We start from the raw sequence: 14,901 nt of genomic DNA, 5'->3' as shown, positions 1-14,901 counted from the left end.
ATACGCTAAATGTAGAAGCTTAGATTCTAAATTAAATATAAAAACATTTTGAATAGTGATTATGAATAAGTTAGTTGTCTAATAATTCATCTTCATCTGTTTTATCCTTCTTAAAAGGATTTACGAAGTAGGAGATACCAGTTATAGCAAGACCTACTATCAAAATGTGAGTAGCGTATTTTAAGTGTGTGGTTTTCGCTACAAACCCAATAAAAACAACTAATGAACCGATCCAGAAAAGCAAATTAAAATCCTCCCATTTATCTTCCGTAATAAATGTAAATTGAAGAAGACTTAAGACTAATCCAGCTCCTCCAAAAACATAGAATCCTATTCTAATTGCTGTAAAAAAACCGTGTGTATTATGAGTGAATAAGAGGATAGCGCAGATAATTCCTAAAATATAAAAGATATTAGAAAGTATTTTAATCTGCTTAGCCTTCATATAATTATAAATCAGAAATTTCGTAAAAGGTACAAATTTCTTCACAGAAAGCTTCTAATCGATGATGTTCTTTATTTGCGAAGATGAGTTTCTGGCATTTTGGCAAACTTTCCGCAATTCGTTTTACCATTTGAAGGATAAGTGGATCTTTACAAAGAATGTCAGCGTCATCAATAATTACTAAGCTTAACTGGTTGACATGAATTCCATTTTGAGTGTAAATTTCGAGTAGTCTTTTTGGATTTCCGATTAGAATTTCAGCTCCTTCAAAAATGGCATTTCGTTGTTCAATGATTTTGCCTTTATTATCGGCTATTTCGATTGTGACATCTGTTCTTTTCATGAGGTTTTGAAAGGACTTCACTTTTTCGCGAGCACTTTCCCAGGTAGGGGTAAACCACAATACTCTTGGAGAACCTTCGAGCATTTCAGGGGCTCTCATAAAAGAAATATAATGCAGGCCTTGGATTAATTCATCGTCTAATGCGGTAAAAAATAACTGATTTTTACCTTGTTTGGAGAGTTTGACTAATTTCTCTTGTTTTTCGGTATATGCTTCTAAACCTGATTCGACTAGTGTGTTTTCAAGTCGTTTATTTAATTCTTCAAACTTCATTCTACAAAATAAGGCATTTTATTTCGTATTTGGGCGAGTTAAAGTAAAGACTCCATCTATGACGGTGTAATTCCATCCAGTAAGTTTCTTGAAAAATTGAACGTAACGTAAAAATAAAACGGATCTTCTGTTTGATAGATGATTACTTTCTGAAACAGGAACAAATTCGATACTTTGACAGTAGGTAGTGTGTTCTATAAAGTCTATGAGTATATCAATCACTGTTGCCATTACTTTATACACATCTCCAGTATTCATTGTTTGGTATTCATCTCGGTCTTCACTTCGAAGACTTAAGTCAACGATGTAATTAGTGATTTGATTGTTTTTTTGGACAAATTGTACGCTATATTCATCGCCAAGTGAGTTTGTGAAGGAATATTCACGAATACCAATGAATGCAGGTCTTTGAAAGGGGTATGGAGTAGCAAAAGTTTTGAATTGACTCATAGTTGTGAAAATACTAAATTATTACCTATTTTAAGAACGTGTCAAAAAAATAAAAGCCCCGATTCCGTGTTTACGGAATCGGGGCTTTTTATCTAAAAGTTGAATCTTTATTTAGTAAACGACTACTCGATGAGTAGATTTAGCAGCACCTTGAATAGCATTTAAGATGTAACATCCTTTTGCGACATTCATAGGAACATTCACTGTTTGAACACCTGAAGAAGCAGGTACATTCATTGTTGAAATAATTGCACCTTTCAAATCCATTACGATTAATTGCATTCCAAGTTCACTGTTTGGAATTTCAACAGATAAATCGGATCCTGAAGCAACTGGATTGGGAGCGATTGTAATAGATGATGTAACACCATTATCCTCGATTCCTAAAGTCCCAGAGATGTTGAAATTATCGAAATAGAAATTCGATGAAAAATCAGAAGTAAAGAACTCAAATTTGAATCTTGTTTTATTATCAGAAGCTGTAACAGAATAAGTGTAATTTTTAGTTTTCCACTGTAAATTATTGTTAGGAACGTAATCTTCATTTCCAACATACCCTGCTGAAGCTAACTCAGCTCCAGTAATTACTCCTTTTTGAACCCATGTTTTACCACAATCTCTTGAGTAGTAAACAATCAATTTTTCAGTAATATTAGTAGTTACATTTGCTTTTGTTCCATAAGCATAATCAAATGAAATATTCACATTTGAAGTGTTTCTTAAATCGAAAGCAGGCGAAATTAAATAGTCTTTTGAGTTTCCAAGACGGTCATTATAAAACCAGTCTTCAGTAAACTCTTGTGCTGTATTCAATCTAAAGTTGTTTAATTTGAAACAAGCTGTATTATCACGTCCTCCTGAAGTAACACGGTGAAAAAACGGGGAGTTTTCTTCTGGATTGTTAACAATCCAGAAATCAGCATTTTGATTGAAATTATCAGAGCGAGGACCATAATAATCAGCCCAATCTCCTTGAATATAAATCATGTGGTCGATTGTTTTTGTGTCTGATCCATTTGCATTGGAAACTTTTAGAGTCACCGGGTACCATCCTGCTGCAGCATAAGTTACATTTGGAGGTGTTTGAGATGTTGAACTTGATGGACTTCCTCCAGGGAAACTCCATTCCCATGAAGTTATAGTAGCTTTCCAAGATGCATCTTTAAAAGCAATTGGATTGTTAACACAAGCAGTCATTCCAAATGCATTTGGACCTATGTTTGGAGATCCAGCGTTCACATCTACGTAGAAATCAGCTACTGGAATAGATGTAGATGGTAAAATTGTATCTGTTCCCGTTAATACTAAATTATCATGAGTATATAAGTTATTACGAGCGCTTGTTTCTTGATCCAATACATTGTTCATAAATGAACATTGCCCTCTGGTGAACATTACGGAACAATATGAATAATCCATGTAATTTTGAGCATTATCTACTGGATTGTAAGAAGGTCCCCAATATGAATTTAAGACAAGTGTGTCATTACATGAGTTTAAACCCAATTGACAAGTAGTCATACCAATACAGTTTGGTGTATCTCTAATACCATCATCCTGATTACAGCTGCTAAGTGCACCAGGATCATTATCGTTCCCCCAAGTGTGAGCTAAACCTAAGTAATGTCCAATCTCATGAGTTAATGCTCTTGAGTATGGCACAGTACCTGTACCAATACTTCCAACGTAATTGTGTAAGATGATAATACCATCTCTCCAAAATCCAGACCCAGTTACCCCTGTTGGGTAATAAGCGTAGCCTGCAGTTCCTGATGAACCAATTGTACCCGTTGTCCAAACATTTAAATATTCATCACGATTCCACTGGTTTAATTTTGAATAATCATCTGCTAGGTTTGTATTGTGATTGAAAATGTGCTCAATCCCATTAGTGGGGTTTCCATAAGGGTCAATTGTAGCTAAACGGAATTCAATATGCGCATCTCCAATAATGGTATCAAATGGAGATATAACAACACTCGTATCAGCATTTTTTTTGCGGAAATCTCTATTCAGAATTTTAACCTGATCGATTACTTGCAAATCAGAAATATTTTCTTCGCCATATTCATGAACAATATGGAAAACGATAGGAATAATACGAACAGTAATCGCTTTTCCATTAACAATTCTGTTTTCAGTGTAGCGATTCATTAGTTTCTTGTAGTCAGCTTCCAATCCTGGATTCTCGGCATACAATTTTTGCATTTGTGTATGGCTTCCACATTTGAAATGGTTTTCCTGAGCAAATGAATTCCCAGTTGAAATCATTCCTATTAGTGAAAATACACTCAAAAGTAATTTTTTGCGCATGTTTAACAATTTAATAGATTCAACATTGTTTTTCAACTTAATCGTTGCCTTTTCGGATAGAAAAAGCGGTGTGTAGACATTTGAATTTGAGAGCTGTAAGTTGCTTTGTTACCTAATTAAGTAGCATGTAATCAGACAGTTGTACTGGCTGACGCGATGCGTAGCTCCTAGTTTTCGTAGTTCACACTGGGTAAATATAATTCAATTATTTATAACACTCGAATAATATGAGATCTCATTTATTAAAGTGTATTTGGTGATGATTAAACGGTCTTTTTTTCCTTAATCAATTATAAATGAGGATCTTTTATAGCTTTCTATGTCTAGTAAAAAATCACTATTTTCTTCAATTTTAGTGCCTATTACGATCACATTGGCGCCAACCTTTTTATAAGATTCTATTTGTTCAATGGATCGAACTCCTCCGCCAACAATAATCGGCGTATTGATTTTTTGTTTTAATTCTTCAATCAGATTAACTGGGACAGCATTTAAGGCGCCGCTCCCCGCATCAAAGTAGGTTAATTGCTGGCCCATTAAGTATCCAGCAATGCTTGTTTTTAATGAAATACTTGTGTTTTGACTTGGAATTGGAGTTGTTTGACTGACATATGCGACAGAAGTCATTTTTCCTCCATCAATTAATAGGTATGATGTGGGAATTACTTCGATACCCATCTCTAAAACTTCTTCGGCGCATGTTACATGATGACCGATTAAAAAATCTGGATTTCTGCCAGATAGTAGGTTTAGAAAAAGCAATGCATCGGCTTGTTCGCTCAATTGATTGCTCGACCCAGGAAATAGAACTACTGGGATTTTTGAGTGTTGTTTCAGAAATGAAACTACTTTTTCTATTTCTTTTCGGGTAACTGTACTTCCTCCAACAAAGAAAAAATCAATGTGTGCAAATTCCGCTTTTTTAATTAATTGAATTAAATAATGCTCGTCTTTTGTTTTGTCAGGGTCTATCAATAAAGCCAGTTGCCCACTTTTTGATTGAATTCTTTTAAGGATGTTCATGGAGTAGTTTTCCGTTGTCTAAATTGCAAGTTATTAAAAAATGTTGAAAGCTTTCAACATGTAATTCATATTCATAAATTCCTGATGTTTTAGTAATCTTCCCATAAATGCGATTCTGCCGTTTGGAAACAAGAATGTCTTCCTTGAAAATTAATTTTTTTCGATCGGATAACTTATACAAGCATTCTTTTAGTGACCAGAGCGCTGTCATATCCAGAGAGTTAGTCGTGTCAAATAGTTGACTTTCTTCAAGTGTGCAGAATTTTGATGAAAGCTGAACGGATTTATCCCGAACTTCCTCTAAATCTAAACCTACTTTGTGGTCTTGGCAAATTGCTATTCCAACATGGGATCTTGAGTGTGAAATTGATAAGTAGCCAACACCTGATATTTTTGGTCCACCAGTAGTGTCATATTCAATGGATGCTAAACCGAATAACTGATGCTTTAAATAACGTGATGCAGCAAATTCCAGCTTTTTTAAGGGGTGTTTCAACTCTTGTAATTTTTCTTTTTCAGAATTGTTTAGATCCAAAATATAAGATTCAAATAGCTCAGAATCGATTTCCATTAAATAAATAGAAACAGCATTTAAATTGATAATCGAAATATTAGACATGCAGCAAAAGTAAGTCAGAATAGTAATTATCGAACAAAAAACAGTTTAATTTTCACATGATAAGTCTTAAAAATAAGGGGTTTTGCGGAAATGAAAAGTTAATAAAGAGTTAACGTTCGTTTAGGAGAAAGAATGAAGAAAAGTTTTTTAGGAAATGTTAACAAATCGAAAATTACTATATTTACACGCTTTGTTACAATAAAAATGATGTAAAATTAAACTGTACTTATGTTACGTAAACTCAACTTGTTAATTGCAAGTATCTTACTGACAATCTCTTACGGGTATTCTCAATCAGGTTTGGGAACTGTTCGTGGAAGTGTTGTTGACAAGAACAGCAAGGAGGCAATATACGATTGTATCGTTGTCGTCAAGCAAAATGGAACAGTTAAGGCGAATACTACCACTGATACAGATGGTAAGTTTCAACTTAACGCGTTGTCTCCAGGTTCCTATGATGTTGAGATCAGTAATCCAGGTGAAGGTTATCAGCCAACGGCAATTAAAGGTGTTGTTGTAAATGCTGATAGAATTACCTTCTTGGATAATACTGCTCTTGGACTTCCTTCCGATGTAAAAGACATCGAGGAAGTAGTAGTTGTAGCCTATAGGATTCCATTAATTAATAAAGATGGTGGTCCTTCTGGGGGAACTGTTACTAGAGAGGACTTTGCGAGAATGCCTATTCGTACTGCTGCAGGTGCCGCAGCTACCATTGGAGGTGTAAACGCAAAAGAAGGATCAGATGAAATATCTGTTCGTGGATCTAGATCCGATGGTACTTATTTCTACATTGATGGTATCAAAGTTCGAGGGTCTTCTAACTTGCCAAAATCAGCAATTGAAGAAGTTTCTGTTATTACAGGAGGTTTGCCAGCAAATTACGGTGACGTAACTGGTGGTATTATCGCTGTAACAACAAGAGGTCCGTCTGCTAAGTATTTTGGTTCGATTGAGGGAGTGACTTCAGGGTTCTATTTTAAAGGAAAAGATCCAGATGGTTATGATGGAAAAGTGATTGGATTGGATAAGTTCGGTTACAACTTGGTTGAAGGCTTGATTTCCGGACCGCTTTTGATGCGTAAAGACTCAACAGGTAAGAAAACAAAACCTATTTTAGGATTCTTGTTATCTGTAAATTACACCAATGAATTGGATGATCGTCCTTTATACGGAGGTTCTTATAGAATTAAAAAAGAAGCAAGAGATAACTTGTTGTCAAATCCTGTAAGAGCAAGTGCTACTGGTAATGGAACTTTTCACAATGCAAATTATTTAAGAGCAGGTGATTTTGAGAAAACTGCATGGAGAATGAATGCTGCTCGTTCATCCCTTTCTGCGTCTGCAAAAATTGATATAAACACGGGGCCGTCTGTGAATTTAACTTTTGGAGGTTCATTGAATTACTCATTTGGTGATCAGTATAGTTATAGTAATTCATTGTTGAATTTTGCAAACAATGGAGTGTTTAATCAATTAGATTATCGGGTATACGGTAGATTCACTCAACGTTTCTCTAATAATAAAGAGGGGTCTAGTTCTAAAGTGAAATCAGCATTCTACTCGTTAATGGTTGATTATTCAAAAACTAAATCAGAACAATACGATAGAAAACATAAGTTTGATTTGTTTAGTTATGGACATGTTGGGAAGTTTGATAGATTGTACAGAACAACCTATCAGTTCAATAATTTAGATCACAATTACTACCAAACAGCCGTTCCAGAAGAATACTTAGTTCAATTTCAAGCTTCTGAAACAAATGCGGCTCTAGCAGCGATAACAACAAATTACTTTGAAGCATTCCGAAATGATCCTGTTGGACATTATGGAAAATTAGATGAGGTACTTGGTGGTCGTGCTCTAAGAAATGGGGATGTTCCAGATGCAGTATATGGAATTTGGAATAATATCGGTAGTCCTAATAATTCATTTGGAAGAAATGAACAAGATCAGTTCCGTATCACAGGATCAGGTTCTGTTAACGTTGGAGACCATTCAATTTCATTAGGATTTGAATATGAGCAACGCTGGGATAGAGGCTGGGGAGATGGAAATACATCATTGACTGGTCCTATTCAATTATGGACTTTGGCTCGTTTGAAAGCGAATAGTCATATTAAAGAATTGGATTTGTCAAATCCTACAATCGTTGATTTTGGATCTTACCAACAATATAGCTATGATCGCTTGAATATTGGTAATGCATTCCTTTCAGGAACTGGTGAATATGGAGGAGAGCGTATCAGTGACCAACAAGGTTTCTTTGATTACAATTTACGTAAGAAATTAGGATTTGATCCTGCGGGAACAGATTTAATTAATATTGATGCGTATGATCCAAGTGTTTTCAGTTTAGACATGTTCTCCGCAGATGAATTGTTTAATCAAGGTAATAACTACATCAATTACTATGGTTATGATCAAACAGGTAAAAGAGTTAAAGGAAATACAGATATTGAAAAATATTTTAATGACTTTGATGAAAACGGGAATTACAAACGTTTTATTGGAGCTTTCCAACCTGTATATATTTCTGGATACATTATGGATAAATTTGCATTCAAAGATATCGTCTTCAACGTAGGTGTACGTGTGGATGTATTCGATGCAAATCAACCAGTATTGAAAGATAAGTATTTGGTTTACTCTGCAAACAACGTGCGTGAAGCTAAATCTTTGATTGATGCAGACCCTGCTAAATATTCGAATATGGTTATTCCAACTACAATGGGCGATGACTATGTTGTATATGTGGATGATTATTCTAATGCAGGTTCTATTAAAGGTTTCCGTAATGGTGATCAGTGGTATGATGCAAATGGTATTGCGATTGAAGATCCTAAATTAATTAAAGGAGCTGTTGGTATTTCACCTTGGTTGAAAGATCCAGCTGCATTTAAGAGCAAAAAAGTAAACGCGAATGTGTTTGAAGATTACAAACCGCAAATTAATGTGATGCCGCGTATTGCATTTTCATTCCCAATTTCGGATGAGGCATCTTTCTTCGCACATTATGATATCTTGACAAAAAGACCTACAAGTGGTAATCGTTTTAATCCAATTGATTATCAATTTATTCAGTCTAGATCAAACGTAATCAACAACTCAAACTTAAAGCCTGAGCAAACAATTGATTACGAAATTGGTTTCCAACAAGTATTAACAAAAACATCGTCATTAAAAATCTCTGCATTTTACCGTGAACAACGCAATAATGTACAATTAATGAATGTGTTTGAAGCATTCCCGAATACTTATAGAACTTACGGAAACCGTGATTTTGGTACAGTAAAAGGTTTGACAGTTACGTATGATTTACGTAGAACAGGAAATATACGTATGACTGCGGCTTATACCTTACAGTTTGCTGACGGAACAGGTTCTGATGCAACTTCAGCTCAAAGTTTGTTAACAGGTCTTCAAACAGCAGGTTTGCCAAACTTGAGAAGTGTTTTCCCTTATTCATATGATCAACGTCATGCATTCGCTATTACGTTTGATTATCATTATGGTGAAGGAGCGGATTATAACGGACCTATGATTGGTGATGCTAAAATATTGGAAAATACAGGTTTAAATCTTGTAACAAATATTTATTCTGGATCTCCGTATACATCACAAACGAATATTACAGGAGATGCATTACAAAATCCAAATGCTTCAGGTATTTCAGGAACAGTTAATGGATCTCGTTTGCCTTGGCAGTATCGATTGGATTTAACAGTAGATCGATCTTTTGGCTTGAACTTCGGAAAAGAGGGTAAGAAGAAATCAGCATATTTGAATGTTTATCTTCGAGTTACCAACCTTTTCAATACAATGAACGTTCTTAGTGCATACAGAGCAACAGGGAACTGGAACGATGATGGGTACTTAGCTGCGGCTCAATACCAAACATCTATTCAGAATCAATTGGACGAACAGTCTTTTAGAGATTACTACAATATGAAAGTAGCTAACCCGTACAATATTAGTATTCCTAGAACTATACGTTTAGGGGTTAAGTTTGATTTCTAAGAAAAAATTAATTAAAGTATGAAACGAACATTTAAATACTTATCTCTTGCAATTACGATGTGTTTCGTTGGCGAAGCCAGCGCATATAATCATGATTTTGAGAAAAGTGGGAAATCAGGTGGTAAACCGAAGCCCACAGTAACAACAAAGGCTGCCAATTGTGCACCTGCTAATTACAGCAAAGTAATGGATTTTAACGACGTTAGTTGTCGTTTGGAAACCGGAGGTTTGTTGTTCTTAGACCGATCAAATAACCTCGCTACTTATACTGTTCCTAAGAAAAAAGGAAGTGAAACAGCTGTTACAGTAATTTATGCTGGAGCATTGTGGATGGGAGGACGAGATATTAATGGTCAGCTAAAATTGGCGGCAGTTAAATTCCGAAACGAAGGAAATGATTTTTGGCCTGGTCCGTTAACAGTGAATTTTGGGTCTGGTAATTTCAATCCGAATGCTCCTCAAGGTGATACAGCTAGACGTGATTATGGTGCTGGATCAATTATACCAGAAGAATGTCTCTTGTATGACAACATTTTTACCATTACTAAAGCTGGAGTAATTGGATTCATTACTTTTAATGAATGTACGACTGGTGATTGCCCTGCTCCATCCAATGAAACCTTGGCTCAAATCAATGCATGGCCAGGAAATGGAAATGCAAGTTTAGGTGAAGATCAATTTTTGGCTCCCTTCAAGGATCTAGATGATGACTTTGTTTATGAGCCTTCAGATGGTGAATATCCTTGGTACGATGATATCTTAGGACGTAATGACGTTCAATGTGGAGCGGATAGACGTGTTACTTTGTTTGGTGACGTTACTAATTGGTGGGTATTTAATGATAAAGGAAATATTCATACGGAATCACAAGGTGAACCAATTGGAATGGAAATTCATGCTCAGGCTTTTGCATTTGCAACAGATGATGAGATCAATAAAATGACTTTCTATAACTACGAGTTGATCAACCGAGGTACACAAACGTTGTATGATACTTACTTCTCCCAATACATTGATGCGGATTTAGGTAACTACAATGATGATTATGCTGGTTGTGATGTAACACGTGGATTGAGCTACATGTATAATGGCGACTTGAACGACGAACCAAATGCTGGTCGTCCAGGTTTTGGACAAAACCCTCCTGCAATTGGTGTTGACTTTTTCGAAGGTCCTTATCAAGATGCAGATGGATTAGATAATCCAGGACCAGTTGTTAATCCAGCTACGGGACTTTTAGTTATTCCTTCCGTTTCTAGTGCAATTGCTAATAAAGGGATTGTTTACCGTGGATTAGGTATTGGATATGGAGATACTATTGTAGATAATGAGCGTTACGGTATGCGTAACTTTACGATTTATACGGGTCAAAATGCACCAGCAGGACAATCTGATCCAACATCTTCTGTTCAGTTTTACAATTATATGCAAGGATTGTGGCAATTTGGCGACCAGTTGTATTATGGTGGTACAGGTTTCCCTGGAGCCCCTTGTGTTTCTTCAATCGAAACAAATTACATGTTCCCAGCAGATTCAGATACTTTACATTGGGCAACAGAGGGTCAAGATCCAGGATTTAACTGGTCTGAATTTGAGCCATGTGGATTGAATTCAACATCAAACCCATCTGGTGACCGTCGTTTTGTACAGTCAGCAGGACCGTTTACTTTAACGCCAGGAGCGGTAAATAACATTACGGTAGGGATTGTTTATGGGAGAAGCTTTCAGGGACAGATTTTCTCTTCCGTGAATGCTCTAAAAACAGCAGATACAAAAGCACAAGCATTGTTTGATTTGTGTTTCCGTATCTTGGAACCACCAACAGCACCTGTAATGACTTTCCAAGAAATGGGGAATGAGTTGATTATCATGTTAGATAATCCAAAAACATCCAATAACTTCAAGGAAAAATATACGGAAGAAGATTTAATTGGTATCGTTGACCCAGCAACAGGGGGAATTGTTTATGATAAATTCTATCGATTTGAAGGTTACCAAATTTATCAATTGAAAGATGCTCAGGTAGGTATTACAGATTTGGATGATGATCAGTTTGCACGTTTAGTAGCACAGTGTGATATTAAAAATGGAGTAAAACGCTTGATTAACTTTGAATTTGATGAGCAACTAGGTTATTCATTCCCAGTAGAGAAAGTAAATGGTACTGATGCAGGGATCAAGCATACCTTTAGAGTTACAGAGGATTTATTTGCTGCAGGAGATCGCCGCTTAGTTAACTTTAAAACGTATTACTATATCGCAGTAGCTTATGGTTACAATAGTTATAAAGCATATGATCCAAGTGATGCCCAATATTTAGATGGGCAGAAAAAACCATACTTACGTTCACGTATTAATGCAGATGGATCTACGTTGCAAGGAGTTCCAGCGGTTCCTCATAAGATAGCACCAGAAGCGGGCGGATCTATAGCAAATTCTATCTATGGTCAAACGCCACGTATTACGCGTCTAGACGGAACAGGAAATGGTTCTAGATCCTTGGAATTAACAACAGCATCTGAGGATGCGATTGTAGCTAATGGCTTCAAAGATAAATTGGAGTATGACTACAATGGCGGTCCAATCAATGTGAAAGTTGTTGATCCCTTAAATGTTGTAGGCGGTTACTTTGAGTGTAAATTCCGTAATTATGTTGGTGTTTCAGGAAATGGAATTACCGAGATTAAAGGAATTGACACATCTAGTTGGGTTATTAACAGGTATGATACAGAAGGGGGTAATTTATTGGATTCCGTAACATCGGATGTAACGATTAAACAAGGGAATGAGCAGGTAGTTCCCAAATGGGGAGTTTCGATTGAGATTTTCCAAGATAAGTACTACTACCCTGTAGCACCTAATTCAGCTTTTTATTTGTACACAGATCCCTTGTCTTCGTCGATTTCGTATTCAGATTCCACAAAGCGGTGGTTGGATTTTGTAGAAGATGATGCATCCTTGACACCACGAAACTGGTTAAGAACGGGGACTTATGCCCCTGTTCAAGCAACAGATTGTGATACTTGGGGAGGCGCGACTTATTTGAATCCATGTTGTTTCCAAGATGAGATAGGTCTTGATCCAAAGGAGAAGTACAACAAATTATTGGGTGGCGGAGTAGGTCCACACAAGTTGACAGGTTATCAATGTGATTTCATGCCATTGGCTTATCCGACAAATTATGGAGGAATACCGATTGCTCGTACTAATGCATCGATCAAATCGTTACCTAGCGTAGATATCGTTATGACTCCAGATAAGACAAAATGGACTCGTTGTGTGGTTGTAGAACTAGGTCGCGATGCGAATTTGAATCAAGGAGGAGGTTTACCAGGTCGTCCTCGGGCATCCGCATCAGTAGACAAGAATGGAAATCCTGACGGAACTCCAACTACAGGTATGGGTTGGTTCCCAGGTTATGCAATTGATTTGGAAACAGGCGCACGTTTGCACATGGCTTTTGGAGAGAATTCGTTCTTAGGAGGAGACAATGGAGCAGACATGGTTTGGAATCCATCAAGCAGACAGACAGACGGAAATGGGTTGTATGTAAATGGAGGTAACCAACCGATTTGGGTATTTGGAGTAAACATCAACAATGAGGGTTGTCCTTATTACGATGGCACGAACACGTGGGTTTACGATCAATTCCAAATAGCAACAAATACTTCCTACAAGAAATTGTATACAAGTTTGATGTGGATTGCTAACACGATTACAGCACCAGGTCATAGCGTTTTGGAGTCCACAGCACGATTGAAATTGCGAGTAAACAAGCAATATGCTGATTTTACAGCAACGGGACTTAATGGAGGTAAACCAATGTATTCTTGGTCGATGAATGATTTACAAACCACGACAGGAAGTAGAGATGCTTTGGCAAGCGCATTGGATTTAATCAATGTTGTTCCAAATCCTTACTATGCATTTTCTGAATACGAGCGAAACAGAGTTGATACGCGTGTTAAAATTGTAAACCTACCAGATCAGTGTACGGTAACAATCTACAACGTGAGTGGAAAAATGATTCGTCAGTATAAGAAAGACAATCCAGTAACAACGATTGACTGGGATTTGAAGAATTCTATCGGAGTTCCAATTGCAAGTGGAGTTTACTTGATTCATGTGGATGTTCCAGGAGTTGGAGAACGTATTGTTAAGTTCTTTGGTGGAATGAGACAAGTCGATTTAGAAACTATTTAATCAATTCTGTTAAGCAAAACATATGAAATCGATTAATAATATTATAAGATGTACAGCATTGGCTGGAGTAGTGATGAGCTACTCCAGTGTATTCGCTGGAAACGAAGATCGTGTTGGTTCGGCAGGTGCGACACAACTATTGGTTAATCCATGGGCAAGAAGTCTTGCTATTGGGGATGCAGGTGTTTCTCATGTTAATGGTTTAGAAGCAACATTTACCAATATAGCGGGTTTAGCATTTACTGATAAAACGCAGATTAAGTTTAACAGAACAAACTGGATGGGCAGTGCTGGTATTGCATTAAATGCAGCAGGTGTCGCACAAAGAATTTCAGCTTCTTCAGTTATAGCAGTCTCAATTCAATCTATGAATTTTGGAGATAATCTGATAACGACTGTGGATTTACCAGATGGAAATCAAGGTACTTTCTCTCCGAGAATGAACATATTTAATGTTGGATTTGCTCATAGCTTTTCCTCGAGTATTTATGGAGGAGTTAACTTCAAGGTTATTTCTGAAAGTATTTCGAATTTGAGAGCTACTGGAGTTGCATTCGATGCTGGTATCCGATATGTTACTGGTGAGCAAGACCAAATTAAATTTGGAATTGCTCTAAAGAATGTTGGTCCTGTAATGAAGTATAAAGGTGATGGGCTATCAGATCAAGTTAATATTTTGGCTACTGGTGGTATTGCAACTTTGGAGCAACGTTCTGCAACCTATGAATTACCTTCTTTATTGAATATTGGAGGATCTTATGATTTCAATATGAATGAAAAGAATAAGTTAATTCTAAGTGCAGCATTTACAGCTAATTCATTCCAAAAAGATCAATACCGTTTAGGTTTAGATTATGGAATGACATTAAATAGAGTAGCATTCAATATTCGTGCGGGTTATATTGCAGAGAAAGGAATTTTCAAAACAGAAAATCGTTCAAATGCATTGACTGGTTTAACGGCAGGTTTCTCTGCTGACGCTTTAGTTGGTAAAAATAAATCGGCTTTGGGATTGGAGTACGCAATGAGATTGGCTGGAGTATTTGGAGTAATTCATACATTTGGAGCTACTATTAGCATTAAATAAGCTCATTAGATTAATATTTTTATTTGAAACAGGAGAGTCAATTTGACTCTCCTGTTTTTTTTTGACTCAACTTGCACAGACCTCTATTTTAGCTTGCATATATTTAGACGAATTATCTTGAATTT

The 14,901-nt window shown here is 36.4% G+C and carries 9 protein-coding genes; 3 read left to right on the top strand and 6 right to left on the bottom strand.

All coding sequences use genetic code 11. From position 1 onward, the window contains the following. Positions 1-70: 70 nt before the first annotated feature. The 6 genes from FLUTA_RS03580 to FLUTA_RS03555 form a co-directional block, all read right to left on the bottom strand. Positions 71-445 carry a hypothetical protein gene (locus tag FLUTA_RS03580; RefSeq protein WP_013685486.1) on the bottom strand — a complete coding sequence of 125 codons (375 nt, stop codon included), beginning with the start codon at positions 443-445 and terminating at the stop codon, positions 71-73. A 4-nt stretch (positions 446-449) separates the two neighbouring features. Continuing rightward, positions 450-1,061: a DEAD/DEAH box helicase gene (locus tag FLUTA_RS20495; protein WP_013685485.1), complete on the bottom strand. Its 612-nt coding sequence runs from the start codon at positions 1,059-1,061 to the stop codon at positions 450-452. A gap of 18 nt (positions 1,062-1,079) precedes the next feature. Continuing rightward, entirely contained in the window at positions 1,080-1,511 is a 432-nt protein-coding gene (locus FLUTA_RS03570) for a hypothetical protein (RefSeq protein ID WP_013685484.1), read from the bottom strand. A 111-nt stretch (positions 1,512-1,622) separates the two neighbouring features. Then, a complete protein-coding gene (locus FLUTA_RS03565) occupies positions 1,623-3,824 on the bottom strand; it encodes a M43 family zinc metalloprotease (RefSeq protein ID WP_013685483.1) in 2,202 nt (733 codons plus the stop codon). Between the two features lie 282 nt (positions 3,825-4,106). Beyond that, positions 4,107-4,847, bottom strand: a complete 741-nt coding sequence (locus tag FLUTA_RS03560; RefSeq protein ID WP_013685482.1) for a phosphoglycerol geranylgeranyltransferase — start codon at positions 4,845-4,847, stop codon at positions 4,107-4,109. Next, positions 4,834-5,466, bottom strand: coding sequence for a 4'-phosphopantetheinyl transferase family protein (locus FLUTA_RS03555; protein ID WP_013685481.1), 633 nt, complete (start codon positions 5,464-5,466; stop codon positions 4,834-4,836). The genes FLUTA_RS03560 and FLUTA_RS03555 overlap by 14 nt, the downstream gene beginning before the upstream one ends. 228 nt (positions 5,467-5,694) lie before the next feature. Here FLUTA_RS03555 and FLUTA_RS03550 point away from each other — a divergent pair, with 228 nt between their 5' ends. Genes FLUTA_RS03550 through FLUTA_RS03540 form a run of 3 tightly spaced genes read left to right on the top strand, consistent with a single transcriptional unit; the run spans position 5,695 to position 14,776 of the window. Beyond that, positions 5,695-9,486 carry a TonB-dependent receptor gene (locus tag FLUTA_RS03550; RefSeq protein ID WP_013685480.1) on the top strand — a complete coding sequence of 1,264 codons (3,792 nt, stop codon included), beginning with the start codon at positions 5,695-5,697 and terminating at the stop codon, positions 9,484-9,486. Positions 9,487-9,504: 18 nt separating this feature from the next. After that, positions 9,505-13,689 carry a T9SS type A sorting domain-containing protein gene (locus FLUTA_RS03545; protein WP_013685479.1) on the top strand — a complete coding sequence of 1,395 codons (4,185 nt, stop codon included), beginning with the start codon at positions 9,505-9,507 and terminating at the stop codon, positions 13,687-13,689. Positions 13,690-13,711: 22 nt separating this feature from the next. Next, positions 13,712-14,776: a PorV/PorQ family protein gene (locus FLUTA_RS03540; protein WP_013685478.1), complete on the top strand. Its 1,065-nt coding sequence runs from the start codon at positions 13,712-13,714 to the stop codon at positions 14,774-14,776. Positions 14,777-14,901: the final 125 nt, after the last annotated feature.

The organism is Fluviicola taffensis DSM 16823 (genome assembly GCF_000194605.1).
GTDB classification, from domain to species: Bacteria; Bacteroidota; Bacteroidia; order Flavobacteriales_D; family Crocinitomicaceae; genus Fluviicola; species Fluviicola taffensis.
The sequence above is the reverse complement of the archived record's forward strand: the minus strand, read 5'-3'. Positions and strand labels throughout refer to the sequence as shown.

Excerpts from the sequence above, each read along its gene's own strand:
- FLUTA_RS20495 (WP_013685485.1), bottom strand. The coding sequence starts at position 1,061 with ATGAAGTTTGAAGAATTAAATAAACGACTTGAAAACACACTAGTCGAA.
- FLUTA_RS03550 (WP_013685480.1), top strand. The coding sequence starts at position 5,695 with ATGTTACGTAAACTCAACTTGTTAATTGCAAGTATCTTACTGACAATC.
- FLUTA_RS03540 (WP_013685478.1), top strand. The coding sequence starts at position 13,712 with ATGAAATCGATTAATAATATTATAAGATGTACAGCATTGGCTGGAGTA.
- FLUTA_RS03570 (WP_013685484.1), bottom strand. The coding sequence starts at position 1,511 with ATGAGTCAATTCAAAACTTTTGCTACTCCATACCCCTTTCAAAGACCT.
- FLUTA_RS03555 (WP_013685481.1), bottom strand. The coding sequence starts at position 5,466 with ATGTCTAATATTTCGATTATCAATTTAAATGCTGTTTCTATTTATTTA.
- FLUTA_RS03545 (WP_013685479.1), top strand. The coding sequence starts at position 9,505 with ATGAAACGAACATTTAAATACTTATCTCTTGCAATTACGATGTGTTTC.
- FLUTA_RS03565 (WP_013685483.1), bottom strand. The coding sequence starts at position 3,824 with ATGCGCAAAAAATTACTTTTGAGTGTATTTTCACTAATAGGAATGATT.
- FLUTA_RS03580 (WP_013685486.1), bottom strand. The coding sequence starts at position 445 with ATGAAGGCTAAGCAGATTAAAATACTTTCTAATATCTTTTATATTTTA.
- FLUTA_RS03560 (WP_013685482.1), bottom strand. The coding sequence starts at position 4,847 with ATGAACATCCTTAAAAGAATTCAATCAAAAAGTGGGCAACTGGCTTTA.